Origin of the sequence: Streptomyces longispororuber (genome assembly GCF_024448165.1) — a bacterium.
Classification (GTDB): domain Bacteria; phylum Actinomycetota; class Actinomycetes; order Streptomycetales; family Streptomycetaceae; genus Streptomyces; species Streptomyces longispororuber_A.
Map to the genome: position 1 here is coordinate 1 of NZ_JAMOLN010000124.1, position 16,039 is coordinate 16,039.

The window sequence follows — 16,039 nt, forward strand, 5'->3', positions numbered from 1 at the left end:
CCGACAAGGAACAACCCGCCATGACCAGGCTGTACGCCGACCCCGCCCGCTTCAGCGAGGACCAGCTGCGCGGATTCGCCGCCGCCTACCCCGAGCACGTCACCCTCGTGCCCGGCGGCGTCATACGCGGCAAGGCGCTTCCCCCGGGTCAGGTCGCCGTCGTCGTGGGCGGAGGGTCCGGCCACTACCCGGCCTTCAGCGGACTGGTCGGCAGCGGACTCGCCGCCGGCGCCGTCGTCGGCAACATCTTCACCTCGCCCTCCAGCCGCCAGGCGGAGTCGGTCGCCCGGGCCGCCGACGCCGGCGGCGGCGTCCTCTACTGCTTCGGCAACTACGCGGGCGACCGCATGAACTTCGGCATGGCGCAGGCCCGGCTGCGTGACGCGGGCACCGACACCCGCACGGTGCTCGTCACCGACGACATCGCCAGCGCACCCGCCGAGCGGGACGGTGAACGGCGCGGTATTGCGGGCGACTTCACGGTCTTCAAGGTCGCGGGCGCCGCGGCGGAGGAAGGCCTCGCCCTGGACGCCGTCGAGGCCGCGGCCCGCCACGCCAACGCCGCCACGTACTCCTTCGGCATCGCCTTCGCCGGCTGCACGATGCCCGGCGCCGACGCCCCGCTGTTCACCGTGCCCGACGGAAAGATGGCCATCGGCCTCGGCATCCACGGCGAACCCGGCGTCGAGGACACCGACATGGCCGACGCCCCGACCATCGCCCGCATCCTCGTCGACCGGCTGCTCACCGAGCGCCCCGCCACGGCCGGCACGCGCGTCGCCGCGATCCTCAACGGCCTCGGCGCCACCAAGTACGAGGAGCTGTTCCTCCTGTGGGGCCACGTGTCCGAGGCCCTCGGCGCGGCCGGGCTCACCGTCGTACGGCCCGAGGTCGGCGAACTCGTCACCAGCCTGGACATGGCCGCCTGCTCACTGACCCTGATGTGGCTCGACGACGACCTGGAGCGCTGGTGGTGCGCGCCCGCCGACGCCCCCGGCTTCCGCCGCATTCCCCTGCCCGAGGTCCTGGCCGAGGCGCGCACGCTGCCCGCGGCCGTGCCCGACCTCCCCGTCGTCCAGGGCGACGAGCCCTCACGCCGCGCCGCGGCCACGATCCTCGCCGCCCTGCGAGCCCTGCGGGCCGCACTGCACGATGCCGCTCCCGAACTCGGCCGCATCGACGCGGTGGCGGGCGACGGCGACCACGGGCGCGGCATGACCAAGGGCGTCGACGCCGCCGTGCGCGCCGCCGAGCAGGCCGACTCCCGTGCGGCGGGCGCACGCTCGCTGCTCAGCGCCGCCGCCGACGCCTGGGCCGACGAAGCGGGCGGCACCTCCGGGGTGCTGTGGGGCGTGGGGCTGCGTGCCTTCGCCCAGGAACTCGGCGACACCGGACCGGTCGACGCGGTGCGTGCGGCCACCGGCGCCCGCGCCGCCTTCGACGCCGTCACGTCCCTCGGCGGTGCCAAGCCCGGCGACAAGACGCTCGTGGACGCCCTCGCCCCGCTCGTGGACACCTTCACCGCGGCCGTCGGCCGCGCCGACCACGCGGTGGACGCCTTCGGCCGGGCCGCCACCGAGGCGACCGTCGCCGCCGACGCGACCGCCGCGCTCACCCCCCGCCTGGGCCGCGCGCGGCCCCTGGCCGAGCGCAGCGTCGGCACGCCCGACGCCGGCGCCCTCTCGCTGGCCCTGTGCGCGCGCACCGTCGCCGAGCTGCTCGCGAAGTAGCACCCGGGCCGGCACCGAGCAGCGACGTACCGAGCATCACCCCCGCACCACTCCCCCACTGCTCCCTTGCAGTCCCGCACCCCGAGAACAGGAACGACGATGGGTCACCCCGACCACACCACCTCTGCCCCGCTGCACATCGTCATCGGCAGCGACGACGCCGGCTACGCGTACAAGGAAGCCCTCAAGGCCGACCTCGAGGCCGACCCGCGCGTCGCCTCCGTCAAGGACGTCGGTGTCGGAGAGGACGAGCACACCGCCTACCCGCACATCGGCGTCGCGGCGGCACGCCTCGTGGCCGACGGCACCGCGGACCGGGCGCTGCTGTTCTGCGGCACCGGCCTGGGCGTCGCCATCAGCGCCAACAAGGTGCGCGGCATCCGCGCCGTCACCGCCCACGACAGCTTCTCCGTCGAACGGGCCGTGCTCAGCAACAACGCCCAGGTCCTCACCATGGGCCAGCGCGTGATCGGTCTCGAACTGGCCCGCCGCCTGGTCCGTGAGTGGCTCGGCTACCGGTTCGACGCCTCGTCCCCCTCCGGCGACAAGGTCCAGACCCTCGACGCCTACGACACCGGCGCCGCCGACGTCACGGGCGAGGTCCGCTCCGGCTGCTGAGCCGCGGTCCGTACGGCACCCCACCGGCTGACCGCCGCCGGACGAGACCCTCCGGCCCCCTCTTCGCCCTTCCTTCCCCGTACCTCTTACAACGACGTAAGGACAACCCCGCATGATGGCCTCGCTCGCCGTGCCACTGGCGGCCGCACCGTGGACCGGGCACGACACAAGACTCATCGTCATGGTGGCCGTCGCCATCGCCGTGATCGTCTCGCTCATCACGCTCTTCGACTTCCACCCCTTCATCGCCCTGATCGCCGGATCCATCGTCCTGGGCGTCGGCTCGGGCACCGAACTGGCCAAGGTCGTCGAGTCGTTCAGCACCGGCATGGGCACGACCCTGGGCTCCACCGGCGCGTTGATCGCTCTCGGCGCGATCCTCGGCAAACTGCTCGCGGACTCCGGAGGCGTCGACCGCATCGTCGACACCATCGGCTCACGCTCCGGCCCGCGCGTCCTCCCGTGGTCCATGGCGCTGATCGCCGCGATCATCGGACTGCCCATGTTCTTCGAGGTCGGCCTCGTCCTGCTGATCCCGATCATCGTGGTCATGGCCAAGCGCACCCGTACGCCGCTGGTCCTGCTGGCCGTCCCGGCCCTGGCCGGACTCGGCACCCTGCACGCCTTCGTGCCGCCGCACCCCGGCCCGCTCGTCGCGGTCAGCGCGCTCAAGGCCGACATAGGCACCCGCTCGGGCTCGGCATCATCGCCGCGATCCCCACGGTGATCGTCGCGGGACCGCTGTACGCGAAGTTCATCGCCCGGCACGTGCGCACCGAGGCTCCCGCCGAGCTGGTCGAGTCGCTGATGACGGCCCGGGCCACGGAGGGCACGCAGGCCCGCACCCCCGGATTCGGCACCTCGCTCGGCGCGATCGCCCTGCCGGTCGTCCTGATGCTCGCCAAGTCGATCGCCGACATCGCCTTCCCCGGCGACGCCTGGTACAACCACCTGCTCGACTTCCTCGGCACCCCGCTCGTGGCGATGTTCATCGCCGTGCTCTTCGCCATGGTCGTCTTCGGCTGGGGTCTGGGCCGGAGCCGGGCCGAGGTCCGCACCCTCGTCACCGCGGGGCTGCCGGCCGTCGCCGGCATCCTCCTCATCGTCGGCGCGGGCGGCGGCTTCAAGCAGCTCATCGTGGACACCGGCGTCGCGGACGCCATCGGCAAGGCCGCCGCCGAGGCGCACATGCCGATCCTGGTCCTCGGCTGGCTGCTGGCCGTCCTGATCCGCCTGGCCACCGGCTCGGCCACCGTCGCCACCACGGCCGCCGCAGGCATCATGGCGCCCATGGCAGCGGGTGCCCCGACCGTGGAGGCGTCCCTCATCGCGCTGGCCGTCGGCGCCGGCTCGCTGTTCTTCTCGCACGTCAACGACGCCGGCTTCTGGCTGTCGAAGGAGTACTTCGGCATGAGCGTCGCCCAGAACATCAAGACGTGGTCCGTGCTCTCGACGATCGTCGCCGTGATGGGCCTGGCCATGTCACTCCTCATGTACGCCGTCCTCGTCTGACACCGCGACAGCCCCGGCCTCCCTCTCGCGTGGGTCGTGGCCGTCGCTCACCAGACGCGGAGAGACACTGTTCCCGCGGCCCCGTCGGGCCGCAGCCCGCACGGAAGAAGCTCCTCATGTCCACTGACACCACCGCCTCCGCCCCCGTCACCGCGGTCCTCGGCCTCGGCGCCATGGGCCTGCCCATGGCCACCCGCCTGTCCGCCGCCTTCCCGGTCCACGCCTTCGACGTCTTCGAGGAGCGCCGCACCCTCGCCGCCGAGGCCGGCGCCACCCCCGCCGCCACGCCCGCCGTCGCCGCGAAGGGCGCCGACGTCGTCGTCATCGCCGTACGCGACCAGGAGCAGCTGGAGTCCTGCCTGTTCGGCGGCGGCCTCGTCGAGCAGGGCGCCGCGGACACGCTGCGCGAGGGCGCGGTCGTCGTCGTCACCTCCACGGTCGGGGTCGACGCCGTCCAGTCCGTGGCGGCCCGTCTCGCCGAGCAGGGCGTGCACCTCGTCGACGCCCCCGTCAGCGGCGGCGCTGTGCGGGCCGGCACCGGCGATCTGCTGATCATGGTCGGTGCCGACGACACCGCCCTCGACGCCGCCCGCCCGGTCCTGGACCGGCTCGCCTCGACCCTGCACATCGTCGGCCCGCGCACCGGCGACGGCCAGATCATGAAGACCGTCAACCAGCTGCTGTGCGGCATCCACACCGCGGCCGCCGCGGAGTCCCTCGCACTGGCCCGCGCGCTCGGCATCGACCTGGACCGCGCCGTCGACGTCCTCGGCCAGGGCGCGGCCGCGTCGTTCATGCTCGCCGACCGCGGTCCGCGCATGGTCCAGCAGTACGAGGTCGCCGAGGACGGCACCGGCGGTCCCGAGCTGCGGTCCCGGCTCGACATCATCCGCAAGGACATGAACATCGTGGTGTCCCTCGCCAAGAAGGCCGGCGTGGCCACCTCGGTCGCGGCCGCCGCGGACCAGCTCTACCAGCTCGCCATGAGCCAGGGCCTGGGCGCGCAGGACGACTCCGCACTCGTGACGCTGCTCTCGCCGCGCACCGCGAAGTGAGCCGACGTCAGCAGGTCCCCGCACCGGGCGGACCCCTCCCCCGGATAAGCTGACTGCCGCGGCATGGGGCGCGTTCAGCAGGGACAACAGGCCCCACAGCGGGGACCACATCGGAAAGAGGCGACGGGGATGGGAGCAGTCGGCAGGCAGGTGCGTCCGGCCGGGCTCGGCAGGACGGTCCTGATGGACGAGGCGTACGAGGCCCTGCTGGCTCTCATCCTCGACGAAGGCCTGGATCCGGGTACGCCGCTGCGCATCGACACCATCGCCAAGGACTGGGGTGTCTCGCCGACACCGCTCCGCGAGGCGCTGGCCAAGCTGGAGAACACGGGGCTCGTGCAGCGCGTGCCGCACCGCGGTTACACCGTGGCTCCGCTGCTGGACGACAGCGGATTCCGTGAGCTCATGGCGGCCCGGCTGCTCATCGAGCCCTACAGTGCGCGCCAGGCCTGCGAACGGGACGCGGCCGGAACCGCACGGATCCTGGCCGAGCACCACAAGGAGATGGCGGCCGCGGCGGACCAGCAGGAGACGGACGACTTCCGCGCCTACATGCAGGCCGACTCCGCCTTCCACGCCGCCATCGCCGCGGCGGCGGACAACCGCTTCCTCTCTGCTGCCATCGACCCGCTGGGAGCGCACGTCCAGCGCTTCCGGCGCTTCACCGGTGGCCGCATCAACGACACGGAGGAGGCGCTCGCCGAGCACTCCGCGGTGCTGCGGGCCTTCGAGGAGAACGACGCGGCGGCGTGCGAAGCGGCGATGCGCACCCATCTGCAGGGCGTGGCCCACCGGTCGTTCGGGCAGTCCGCGGCTGACCCGGCCTAGCCTCCGGGAACCGCTGTTCCGGAGACAGGCCGCGCTTCGAAGGCCGCCTCGGGAGAACCCGAGGCGGCCCGGCTCGAGACCTGGATCATCGACGCACGAGGTCTGCTCTCACGACAGTCTCCGATCTCCTGCTCCGGCCGTCTCTGTGGCGGACCACGTCACGGCCTGTGACCTGTCGGTCGGGTCGTCCTCAGCTCATCGGCCAGTGCGGTGTAGGCCGGCTTGGCCACGAAGTTCTCGTCGAGGATATTGGCGGCGCCCTGTCCGGGGAACGTGCCCGGCACCCAGGAGTACTTGTCGCTGAAGCCCCACACCGTGAAAGACGTGCAGGAGCGCACGGCGAGGCAGGCGTCAAGGAGGCGGCGGTAGTCGTCGGCCTGCCGGGCCCTCTCGGTGTCGCCGGCGGGCAGGGTCATGCGCACGTCGACCTCGGTGAACGCGGTCTGCATGCCGAGCGCCGCGAACCGCTCCAGGTTCTGCTGGACGTCGGCGGGGAAGCCGTACTGGATGTCCAGGTGGCCCTGGATTCCCAGCCCCTGGACGGGAACGCCCTGTGCGCGCAGCTTCTTGGCGAGGTCGTAGTAGGCGGTCGACTTCGCGTTGACGCCCTCGACGTTGTAGTCGTTGAGGAAGAGCTTCGCCTTGGGGTCGGCCGCGTGTGCCCAGCGGAACGCGTCGGCGACGTAGGAAGGGCCGAGTGTGCGCAGCCAGAGGGAGTCCCGGTAGGAGCCGTCCTCCTCAAAGATCTCGTTGACGACGTCCCATTGGTAGATGCGGCCCTTGAAGTGCTTGACCTCGGCCGTGATGTGGTCGCGCAGGATGCGGCGCAGTTCGGGGGCGTCGATCGAGCCGTCGGCGACACCGGAGGTGAGCCAGGCCGGGAGCTGGTTGTGCCACAGCAGGGTGTGGCCGCGCACCGACTGGTGGTGGCTCCGGGCGAAGTCGACGAGGGCGTCGGCCTGCGACCAGTCGTACGTGCCGCGGGTGGGCTCGACGACCTCCCACTTCATGACGTTCTCGGCGGTCACGGAGTTGAACTCCCGGCCCGCCACGGCCCGATAGGCGATGTCGTCGGAGAGCGCGGAGACGTCGACCGCCGTGCCGACCTTGAGATCGTGGGGTGCCGCGAGGGCGCGCAGGGTGGCGTGGTGGTCTGCGTGGGCGGGCGCGGCCGTCGCCGATGCCGAGCCGAGGAGCAGCAGGGTGGCCGCTCCGGCGAACAGTGCCGGCGCTGTGCGTCTGGATGACAAAGGAGCCTCCTGGTAAGGGGGTTGAGGAATCAGGAAGGAACGGATCGGTGGTGCGGGACCGCCTCAGCGGAGGCGGTGGCTCTCGGGCGGGCCGAGGTAGGTGTCCGGCAGCCCGCCGGTGTCGACGATCAGCCGCTGCACCACCACGGTCGGGTCGACCATCCAGAACCGCAGCCGGTGCACTCCGGCGGAGAGGGTGTGCCGGGTCGCCGTGCGGTTGATGTTGTCGGAGGTGTTGCGGGCCCACTGCGGATTCATGGTGCCGTCGTCGGAACCCGTGGCGGCGATGATGTCGACGGTCCGCGGCGCGTCGTCGTCGAACGAGACGGCGTAGCGCAGGCCCTGGCCGGAGAGTGTGGGGTTACGCGGTGACAGGTACGCCCACAGCGTCACTTCGCGGTCGCCCAGCAGGCTGATGTCGTACTCCAGTCGCGGTGAGCGCCCGCCCGCGGTGACGCTCGGGGCGGTGACCGGTACGGGGGTGAGACCGGCCAGATCGCGTCCGATGCCGTCGACCAACTGCCAGTCGACGCCGTCCGCGCCGATCCTGCGATCGGTGTGCTCGGCGTCGATGGCGATGTATCCACCCGCTTCGACGAAGCCGCGCAACCCGCTGGTGTCGGGGTTCTCGACGGGGACGACGACCGTGACGCGGGCGCCGTCCGGGCCGTGCACCGTCAGCGTCGGTCGTGCGGTTCCGCGCGGTGCCCGGTGCCAGTCGGCGCTCACGGTGAGGCGGGTCTGGCGGTCGATGCGGCCGTGCGGGTGGTCGACGCGCAGCCACGGTACCGATGCCTCGACGCGATAGGCGAAGGCGGCGGCGCCGCGGTTGAAGACCTCCACGTAGGGGCTCGGGGCGGTGCCGTAGCGGCTGAGCGGCGAGAGGACGGCGGGCTCGTCCGCCTGGGGCCACCAGGCGTCGGTGCCGGACAGGGCGACGCCGAGGGCGGCGCCGGCGGGGATGTCGATGCGTCGTACGGCCGGGTAGATCTCGTCGGGCAGGGCCACGTTGTTCGCCTCGGGCTGCTGCCAGGGCGCGTTGGGTCCGTAGCGGGCGACGTCGCCGTAGCCGATGTGCGGCTGCGTCTGGAACCCTTTCCATTTACCGTCGGCTATGCGGGAGTTGAATCGTTCGCCGAGGGCGAGGTCGCGGTCGAGCGCGGCTTCGGTGCGGGCCGCGAGTGCGTTCGTGGCGGCCCGGCCCTGGGCCGCGTACCGGAGGTTGGTGAACTCGGCCTCGCGCAGGGCGTACACGTTGGCCGTCGCCGTGACCTCGTAGCCGACCAGCTCGAACCAGGCGTCCTGGCGGTCCGCGGGCAGTCGGCGTGCGATGCGTTCCGCGCGCTCGGCGAGGTCGCGCCACCGCTGCGTCACGCGCTCCAGCTCCTGGAAGTGGTCCAGGGAGAAGGGCGTCGCCGTGTCGTCGTACACGATCGCCGACGCGTCGGTGGCCGGATCCTTGCCGGGCGCGAGGGTGATGCGCCGGTTGAGGAGTTCGGGCTTGCGCAGGGACTGCAACCGTCCGTACTCGGTGAGCACTTCGGAGATCGCCGGGGCCTGGGCCTCGCCGAAGTTCTGCCGCGCGTAGCCCCGTTGCCAGGCGTCGAGTGCGTCGATCTCCCAGCGGGCGGGATTCCAGGCGTAGTCGAGGAAGAACTGCGTGGGCAGTTCGTTGCCCTTCAGGTCGCCCACGTTGACCATCCACAGCTGGTGGTTGCCGTACGCGACGGCCTGCCGCAGTTGGTCCCACAGGTTCGGCAGCGATGCCGTGTCCACCCACTTGTAGTTGCGACCGACACCGACGTAGTCGAAGTGGTGGTAGAGGCCGTACCCGCCCGAGCGAGGGGGTTCAGCGGGGTCGGGGTGGCGGCGGATGTTGCCCCAGTTGTCGTCGCACAGCACGACGGTCACGTCCTCGGGCACGCGCAGTCCGCGCGCCCAGTAGCGCTGCACCTCCTTGTACAGCGTCCACACCTGGGGGATGTCGGTGAGGTCCTTGCCCGTGATCTCGGCGAGGATGGTGCGCTGCGCGGCGACGATCTCCTGCATGAGCTCGATGCCGTCGCCGTCGGGGAGGCTGACGTCGCCGTTGCCGCGCATGCCGAGGGTGACGACGCCTTCGAAGTCCTGGTCCACCATGCGGCGGATGCCGTCGCGCCAGTACTCCTTGATGGCCTCGGCGTTGCGACGGAACGACCACTCTCCGGTGCCGCCGTACGGGTCGTGGCCCGGTGTGGTGATCTTCCCGTCGGCGTCGCGGACCGCGGCGACGGCATGCCGGTTCCACTCCTCGATGCCGCGCATCATGGGCGCCTCGTGGGAGGTGCCGATCACGATGCCGTACTCCTGGGCGCGGGCGTGGTTCTCCGGGTCGTCCTCGGCGAACGCCCGTCCCCACACGGCCGGCCACAGGTAGTTCGCCTTGAGGCGCAGCAGTAGTTCGAAGACCCTCGCGTAGAAGTCGGCGTTCAGGCCACCGGGGTAACCGTCGGCCTTCCCGGGGCCGAAGTGGGCCGGGGCCCAGGTGCCGAGGGAGGGGTTCTCGTCGTTGATGAAGACGCCGCGGTACCGCACCCTGGGCGTTCCCTGCGTGTAGCGCCCGGGTTCCACGTACAGCGCGTCGCGGCGGGTCGGCGGGACGTCGTCCCACCAGTACCAGGGCGAGACGCCGATGCCCCGGCTGACGTCGTACGCGCCGAAGACGGTGCCCCGTGGGTCGCTGCCCGCGATGACGAAGGCGCGCTCGACACCGGGCAGGGGATGGTCGACGACCGCCTGCAGGGACGTCTCCCAGCGCCCCGTCACGCCCGTCGCGTCGAGCGTCGCGTCGTCGACGAGGCGGCCGATGAGCGCGCTGCGCCCCAGGGTGCCGACCAGGATCACCTCGTGCTCACCGGCCGGCACCTGCCCGTCACGCGTCTTGTGCACGGCAGGCCGGACGCCGGTGACACGCTCGATGTCGTCGCACAGGTCGCCGGCCACCCGGACCACTCCGGAATGGTCGTCCGCGTCCACGACGACGGCGGTGGCCCTGCCGTGCCGCACGAGAGCGAACGCCCCGGGGCTCGGCTTGAACGAGACGTACGAGCCGCCGTCGGTGAGCCGGGGTGCCCCGCCCACGGCCGCCTCGGCGTTTCCGACCGTATCGGTGACCGCTTCGAAACTTGTCAGTGCGAGTGCTCCGCCCATGACGCCCATTCCGGCGCCGAGAACGGCTCTCCGGCGAGGATGATCGGATGCGCTCCGGGCCATGACTGTCCTCCAGCTCTGTTCAGCGCGCCATGTGACGCGCGCTGGACAGATCTTGGAGGACACCACGGCTTCGAAACAATGGCGCGACACGAGCGAAATATTTTCGATGTCGCGCCGGGGGAACCTCAGCGACAGGGAAGCGCCTCGTTCGAGTGATCCGCACGGGCCGTGGAGTCGGTGGGCATCGCACGGGAGAGCCTCACTTGGCACAAGGCGCCGGCCCGACTCGGGCTCGCCAGCGGGCAACTGTCGGACGGAGCCGGACGATTGACACACATCCCTTCCCCCAGCGGCTCCTCACCGGGCGCCTCCCACCACCCGACGATCCCCTCCGGCCCCACCGGGCCCGGGACTTCGGCCGCCCGGCCGGCCATGCACCGTGGCACGGGCTCCACTCCAGCGGCCCGCGACGGCGCGGCGGCCGTCCCCGAGCGCCGGCCGCCGCACTTCTCCATCCCGTTTCCGACGGAGCTGAATCCGGACACCGAACGGGCCGGGCGTGCGGGTCTGCGCTGGGCACGGGAGACGGGCCTCACTCCGGGCCCGGTCGAGCGGCGTGCGCTTGCCGCGCCGCGGTACGACCGCCTGGCAGGACACGCCTATCCGCGTGCGGAGGGCCCGGAGCTCGACCTCACCGTGCAGTGGATGATGTGGTTCTTCACCTTCGACGACCTCTTCGACGGGCCGTTCGGAAGGGATCTGCTCGCCGTCGGCGGACTGACCGAAACCCTGATCGCCGCCATGTACGACGGCCGTGGCCCACACGACGGCGACATGCCGCTGCTGCGGGGATTCCTCGATCTGTGCCGCCGCTCGGTGGCCCACACCTCCCCGTCCTGGCGCACGCGGTTCCACAGCGATGTCGAGGTGTACCTGCGGTCGTACCAGTGGGAGGCGGCGAACCGCGTGCTCGGCCGCACGCCCGCCATCGACACGTACCTCGAGATGCGCCGCCACTCGATCGGCGTGTGGATGTCCCTGGACCTGGCCGAACCCTGCGGCCGTTTCGCGCTGCCCCACTCCGCCTTCCGTAGCGAGGCGATCCAGACCATGCGACGGCTCTGCAGTGATGTCGTCGTTCTGGTCAACGAGGTGCTCTCGTACGACAAGGACCGCGGCCACGGCGACGTGAACCTGCTGGTGCTCCTCCAGGAGACCGAGCGGCTGAGCTTCGCCGAGGCGGTGCGCCGAGCGCAGGAGACGGTCGCCGACGACGTCCGCCGGTATCAGGACCTGGAGGCCGGACTCGACCGCCTGCTCACGGACTTGAACCTTCCCCCTCACCACGCATCCGACCTGGAACGGTACGCGCACGCCATGCGCTCGTGGATGCGCGGCAACCTGGACTGGTCCCTGGAGACCGTTCGCTACCGACGCCGGCAGTCGGGGCGCGTCAGCTGACGATGCACCTGTCCGGTGCGCGGACGGGGACGCCTGCGCCCCGCACGTCGAGCGGGCGGCGGGCGGGGCGCGTCAGAGGGCCGGCGGCGCCGTGCTCTTGCGGACGACGAGGCTGGTGGCGAGTTCGAGGCGGGTGGTCACCGGCTCCTGGACGCTCAGCCGCATGAGCATCTGCACGGCTTCCTCGGCCATTTCCCGCAGCGGCTGGTGCACCGTGGTCAGGGCCGGGCTCGCCCATTGGGCGACCGGCACGTCGTCGTAGCCGACCACCGAGAGGTCCTGTGGGACGCGCAACTCCCGGACCCGGGCCGCCTCCAGAACGCCGAGCGCCTGAAGGTCGCTGCCCGCGAAGACCGCCGTGGGCGGCTCGGGCAGGTCGAGGAGTTCCAGGGCGCGCTTGAAGCCGCCTTCGACGTGGAAGTCGCCGTAGCGCACGAGCTCGGGGTCGGCCTGGATGCCCGCCATGCTGAGCGCCGAGCGGTAGCCGTCGAGGCGGGCCAGGGAGCACAGCATGTCGTCGGGGCCGGTGATGATCCCGATGCGGCGGTGCCCCATTTCCAGCAGGTGCCGGGTGGCGACGAGCCCGCCGTTCCAGTTCGCCGAGCCGACGGACGGCACATCCGGTTCGGGGCCGCCGGCCGGGTCGACTATCACGAACGGGATGGAGCGCGAGCGCAGCCGCGCCTTGACCTCCGCGGGAAGCGCCGAGAAGACGAGCACCACACCGCGCGGCCTGCGCTGCATGACCCCCTCGATCCACTCGGGGTCGGGCGCGTGCCGGGTGCCGCTCTCCGTCAGCACCACGCTGGCCTGGTGGGCCTTGGCGACGTTCTCCACGCCGCGGATCAGCTCCATCGCCCAGATGCTGTCCAGCTCGTGGAAGACCAGCTCGATGAGCGGCGCCTCGCGGGCGGCTCGGGTCGTGCGCCGGTAGGAGTGCCGCTCCAGGAGACGCTCCACCTTGACCCGGGTCGGGGCGGCCACGTCCTGCCTGCCGTTGAGCACTTTCGAAACTGTCGAAATGGAGACGCCAGCCTTCTGGGCCACCTCTGCCAGGGTGACGCGACCCAACTCCTCGTCATCACGCATGCCCTGGAGCATAAGGCATGGTCAGGCGCCTCAGCGTCATAACGCTTTGATAACTCGGCGTAGCGGGGTTGACCGCCCACCGGGTGAGATTTAGCGTCCCGACTCGTGAACTTTCGGCGATGTTGCCGAAACAGTTTCGAGAGGCGAGGCAATGACCCTACGCGCACGGATGCCCAGAACCGCGATAGTCGGCGGTGCGGCGCTGGCCCTGCTGCTCTCCCTGTCCGGCTGCGGCACCGGCTCCGGCACGGCCGGCAGCGACGACGGCAAGATCCACATCCTCGTTTACGGGGACGCGGCCAACAAGGTCGAGAAGCAGCTGATCGCCACCTTCAACAAGCAGTCGAAGGTGAAGGCGGTCCTGGACACCATCCCCGGCGCGGACTACCAGGCCAAGCTGCAGACCGTCATCAACAGCAAGCAGGCGCCCGACGTCTTCTTCAACTGGGGCGGCGGCAGCATCAAGCCGTTCGTCGACGCGGACCTGCTGATGCCGCTGGACGACTTCATCGCCAAGGACCCGGAGCTCAAGACGCGGTTCCTCCCCTCGGTCTTCAACAGCGCGGAGATCGACGGCAAGCCGTACGGCGTCCCCATGCGCGGCACCCAGCCGGTCCTGTTCTTCCACAACAAGCAGGTCCTCGAGGACGCCGGCGTGAAGCCGCCCAAGACCTGGGACGAGCTCCTGCACGCGGTCAAGGCGATCAAGGCGAAGGGCGTCACGCCCATCGCGCTCGGCGGCGGCGACCGCTGGCCGACCCTGATGTGGTTCGAGTACCTCTTCGACCGCGTCGCCGGGCCCGGCCTGTTCCAGAAGGCCCTCGACGGGGACAAGGCCGCCTGGGAGAGCGCCGACAGCAAGAAGGCGCTCGGCATGATCAGGGACCTGGTGGACGCCGGAGCGTTCGGCACCAACTTCGACTCGGTGAAGTTCACCGACCAGGGCTCCCCCACGCTGCTCGCGACGGGCAAGGCCGGATTCGAGCTGATGGGCTCCTGGGAGTACTCGACCCAGCAGGACGCCCACCCCGAGTTCGCCAAGAAGGACCTCGGCTACACCGCCTTCCCGACCGTCAAGGGCGGCAAGGGCGACGCCAGTGACCTCGTCGGCAACACCAACAACTTCTACTCGGTCCTCAAGAAGACCGAGCACCCCGAGGCCGTCGCCGAGTTCCTCAAGCTCCAGTACTCGGACGAGTTCGTGAAGGCGCAGCTCGGCATCGGCAACCTGCCCACCACCACGAACACCCCCCTCTTCCTGCAGAAGGCCGCCAGCCCGGGCTACGCCAAGTTCCAGTACGAGCTGGTCGAGAAGGCCCCCGCCTTCCAGCTGTCGTGGGACCAGGCCTACCCGCAGTCCGCGGCGACCTCGATGTACCAGGCGATCCAGCAGTTCTTCAACGGCCAGCTGGACGAGGGCGGTTTCATCAAGGCGATGCAGGCACTGCCGACCTCATGAGCACCAAGACCCTCGTCCGGAACGAGCAGGACGAAGAGATCGCACCGCGCACGACGCCCACGGACCGCCGTGACGGCGTCGTCGGCGTGGGCCGCCCCGGCTTCGGCTGGGCGGCCCCCGCCGCGGTCTTCTTCGGCCTGTTCGCCCTTGTCCCTCTCATCCTGGTGGCCGTCCTGTCGTTCGCGACGTGGAACGGCCTGAGCGACCCGGAGTTCGCCGGGCTCGACAACTGGAAGAAGCTCTTCGACGACCCGGTGCTCATCCAGAGCCTCTGGCTGAGCGTCCTGCTGACCGTGCTCGGCGTCGCCGTGCAGACCCCGCTGAGCATCCTCCTCGGCGTCTGGGCGGCCGGCCACCAGCGCAACCGGGCCATCCTGTCCGCCATCTACTTCGTGCCGCTGCTGCTGTCCGTCGCCGCCGTCTCCGTACTGTGGCGCGCGGTCCTCGACCCGAACTTCGGCGTCCCGGCGCAGGCCAGCTGGCTGTTCGGCGACGGCAACCTCTTCGGTCACCAGGCCAGCGCCATCGGCGTCCTCGTCTTCGTCAGCACCTGGCAGTTCACACCCCTGCACACGCTGATCTACCAGGGCGCGGCCCGAGCCGTGCCCCAGGTCCTGTACCAGGCGGCACAGATCGACGGCGCGGGCACGGTCCGCCAGTTCTTCCACATCACCCTGCCGCAGCTGCGCAACAGCATCATCACCTCGATGATCCTGATGGTGGTCGGCGGCCTGACCACGTTCGACACCGTCCTGATCCTCACCCAGGGCGGCCCCGGCACGGACACCACCATCAGCGCGTACTACATGTACCAAAAGGCCTTCAAGAGCTTCGACTACGGGACGGCGTCCGCCGTCGGACTGCTCCTGGTCCTGGTCGCCACGGTCATCTCGCTGGTCATGGTCCGGCTGTCGGGCTACGACAAGATGCGCAGCACCATGGAGGGCCTGTGACACATGCCGCAACCCGGACCGTACGCCGGGAAAGGCCCAACTTCCTGGCCGGCTTCGGGTCGTTGATCTGGCTCTTCCTGGTCGGCCTGCCGCTGTACGTGATGCTGGTCGCCACCTTCCAGTCCCGCGCGGACTACGCCGCCAACGGCCCCCTGTCGCTGCCGCGGCACTTCACGCTCGACAACTACATCGACGACTTCAACAACGGTTTCGGCCAGTACTTCGTCAACACCGTGGTCGTCACCGTCTGCGTGGTCGGCATCGTCCTGCTGCTCGTGCCACCGCTCGCGTACGCGATCGTGCGGGGGCGCGGCCGGCTCACGAGCGGCGTCTTCCGGCTCTTCCTGCTCGGCCTCGCCATCCCCGCGCAGGCCGTCATCGTCCCGATGTTCTACGTGATCAGCCAGGCAGGGCTCTACGACAACCTCATCGGTGTCATCCTGCCGACGGCCGCCTTCGCCATGCCGGTGTGCACGCTGATCCTCACCGGGTCGATGCGCGACATCACGCCGGAGCTCTACGAGGCGATGACGATGGACGGCGCGTCGCCGCGGCGGATCTTCTTCCGCCTGGTCCTCCCCCTGTCCCGCAGCGGCCTGTCGACGATCATCGTCTTCACCGCTCTGCAGGCGTGGAACGGCTTCCTCTTCCCGCTGGTCCTCACCCAGTCCGCGAGCACCAAGGTCATCACCATGGGGCTCTACGACTTCCAGACCGAGCACGGCGTCGACATCCCGGGCCTGCTGGCCGCGGTGGTGCTGTCCATGCTGCCCATCCTGATCGTCTACCTGTTCGCCCGTCGTGCCCTGGTCCAGGGGCTGATGGGAGTCGGAGGAAAGTGACCGACCACATGGCCGCACCGGCTGAAGAATCCGACGCGACCCGCGTTCCG

The 16,039-nt window shown here is 70.6% G+C and carries 11 protein-coding genes and 1 pseudogene; 9 read left to right on the plus strand and 3 right to left on the minus strand.

The window, feature by feature from the left end:
- Positions 1-20 precede the first annotated feature (20 nt).
- The 5 genes and pseudogenes from M4J07_RS29655 (at position 21) to M4J07_RS29675 (ending at position 5,743) form a co-directional block, all read left to right on the plus strand.
- On the plus strand, positions 21-1,730 hold the full coding sequence (locus M4J07_RS29655; protein ID WP_255976677.1) for a dihydroxyacetone kinase family protein: 1,710 nt from the start codon (positions 21-23) through the stop codon (positions 1,728-1,730).
- Between the two features lie 99 nt (positions 1,731-1,829).
- On the plus strand, positions 1,830-2,348 hold the full coding sequence (locus M4J07_RS29660; protein ID WP_255976627.1) for a ribose-5-phosphate isomerase: 519 nt from the start codon (positions 1,830-1,832) through the stop codon (positions 2,346-2,348).
- Between the two features lie 115 nt (positions 2,349-2,463).
- Positions 2,464-3,860: pseudogene (locus M4J07_RS29665) on the plus strand (GntT/GntP/DsdX family permease).
- 116 nt (positions 3,861-3,976) lie between these two features.
- Entirely contained in the window at positions 3,977-4,915 is a 939-nt protein-coding gene (locus tag M4J07_RS29670) for an NAD(P)-dependent oxidoreductase (protein WP_255976629.1), read from the plus strand.
- 129 nt (positions 4,916-5,044) lie between these two features.
- Positions 5,045-5,743, plus strand: coding sequence for a GntR family transcriptional regulator (locus M4J07_RS29675; RefSeq protein WP_255976631.1), 699 nt, complete (start codon positions 5,045-5,047; stop codon positions 5,741-5,743).
- Positions 5,744-5,901: 158 nt separating this feature from the next.
- Here M4J07_RS29675 and M4J07_RS29680 read toward each other — a convergent pair whose 3' ends face one another.
- Positions 5,902-6,993, minus strand: coding sequence for an endo-1,4-beta-xylanase (locus tag M4J07_RS29680; protein ID WP_374215103.1), 1,092 nt, complete (start codon positions 6,991-6,993; stop codon positions 5,902-5,904).
- Between the two features lie 63 nt (positions 6,994-7,056).
- Positions 7,057-10,245, minus strand: coding sequence for a glycosyl hydrolase 115 family protein (locus M4J07_RS29685; protein ID WP_374215104.1), 3,189 nt, complete (start codon positions 10,243-10,245; stop codon positions 7,057-7,059).
- 372 nt (positions 10,246-10,617) lie between these two features.
- On the opposite strand from M4J07_RS29685, the gene M4J07_RS29690 reads away from it, so the two are divergent.
- Positions 10,618-11,646 (plus strand): terpene synthase family protein, encoded by a 1,029-nt coding sequence (locus M4J07_RS29690; RefSeq protein WP_255976635.1) that lies wholly within the window; start codon positions 10,618-10,620, stop codon positions 11,644-11,646.
- Positions 11,647-11,718: 72 nt separating this feature from the next.
- Here the strand turns inward: M4J07_RS29690 and M4J07_RS29695 are convergent, their stop codons facing one another.
- Complete coding sequence (locus M4J07_RS29695; protein WP_255976637.1) at positions 11,719-12,747, minus strand: LacI family DNA-binding transcriptional regulator; 1,029 nt, start codon at positions 12,745-12,747, stop codon at positions 11,719-11,721.
- Positions 12,748-12,886: 139 nt separating this feature from the next.
- Here M4J07_RS29695 and M4J07_RS29700 point away from each other — a divergent pair, with 139 nt between their 5' ends.
- The 3 genes from M4J07_RS29700 to M4J07_RS29710 are packed head-to-tail and all read left to right on the plus strand — an operon-like array spanning position 12,887 to position 15,989.
- Positions 12,887-14,194 carry an ABC transporter substrate-binding protein gene (locus M4J07_RS29700; protein WP_255976639.1) on the plus strand — a complete coding sequence of 436 codons (1,308 nt, stop codon included), beginning with the start codon at positions 12,887-12,889 and terminating at the stop codon, positions 14,192-14,194.
- Complete coding sequence (locus M4J07_RS29705) at positions 14,191-15,147, plus strand: carbohydrate ABC transporter permease (protein ID WP_255976641.1); 957 nt, start codon at positions 14,191-14,193, stop codon at positions 15,145-15,147. Before M4J07_RS29700 ends, M4J07_RS29705 begins: the two co-directional genes overlap by 4 nt.
- Positions 15,144-15,989, plus strand: a complete 846-nt coding sequence (locus tag M4J07_RS29710; protein ID WP_255976643.1) for a carbohydrate ABC transporter permease — start codon at positions 15,144-15,146, stop codon at positions 15,987-15,989. Before M4J07_RS29705 ends, M4J07_RS29710 begins: the two co-directional genes overlap by 4 nt.
- Positions 15,990-16,039 lie beyond the last annotated feature (50 nt).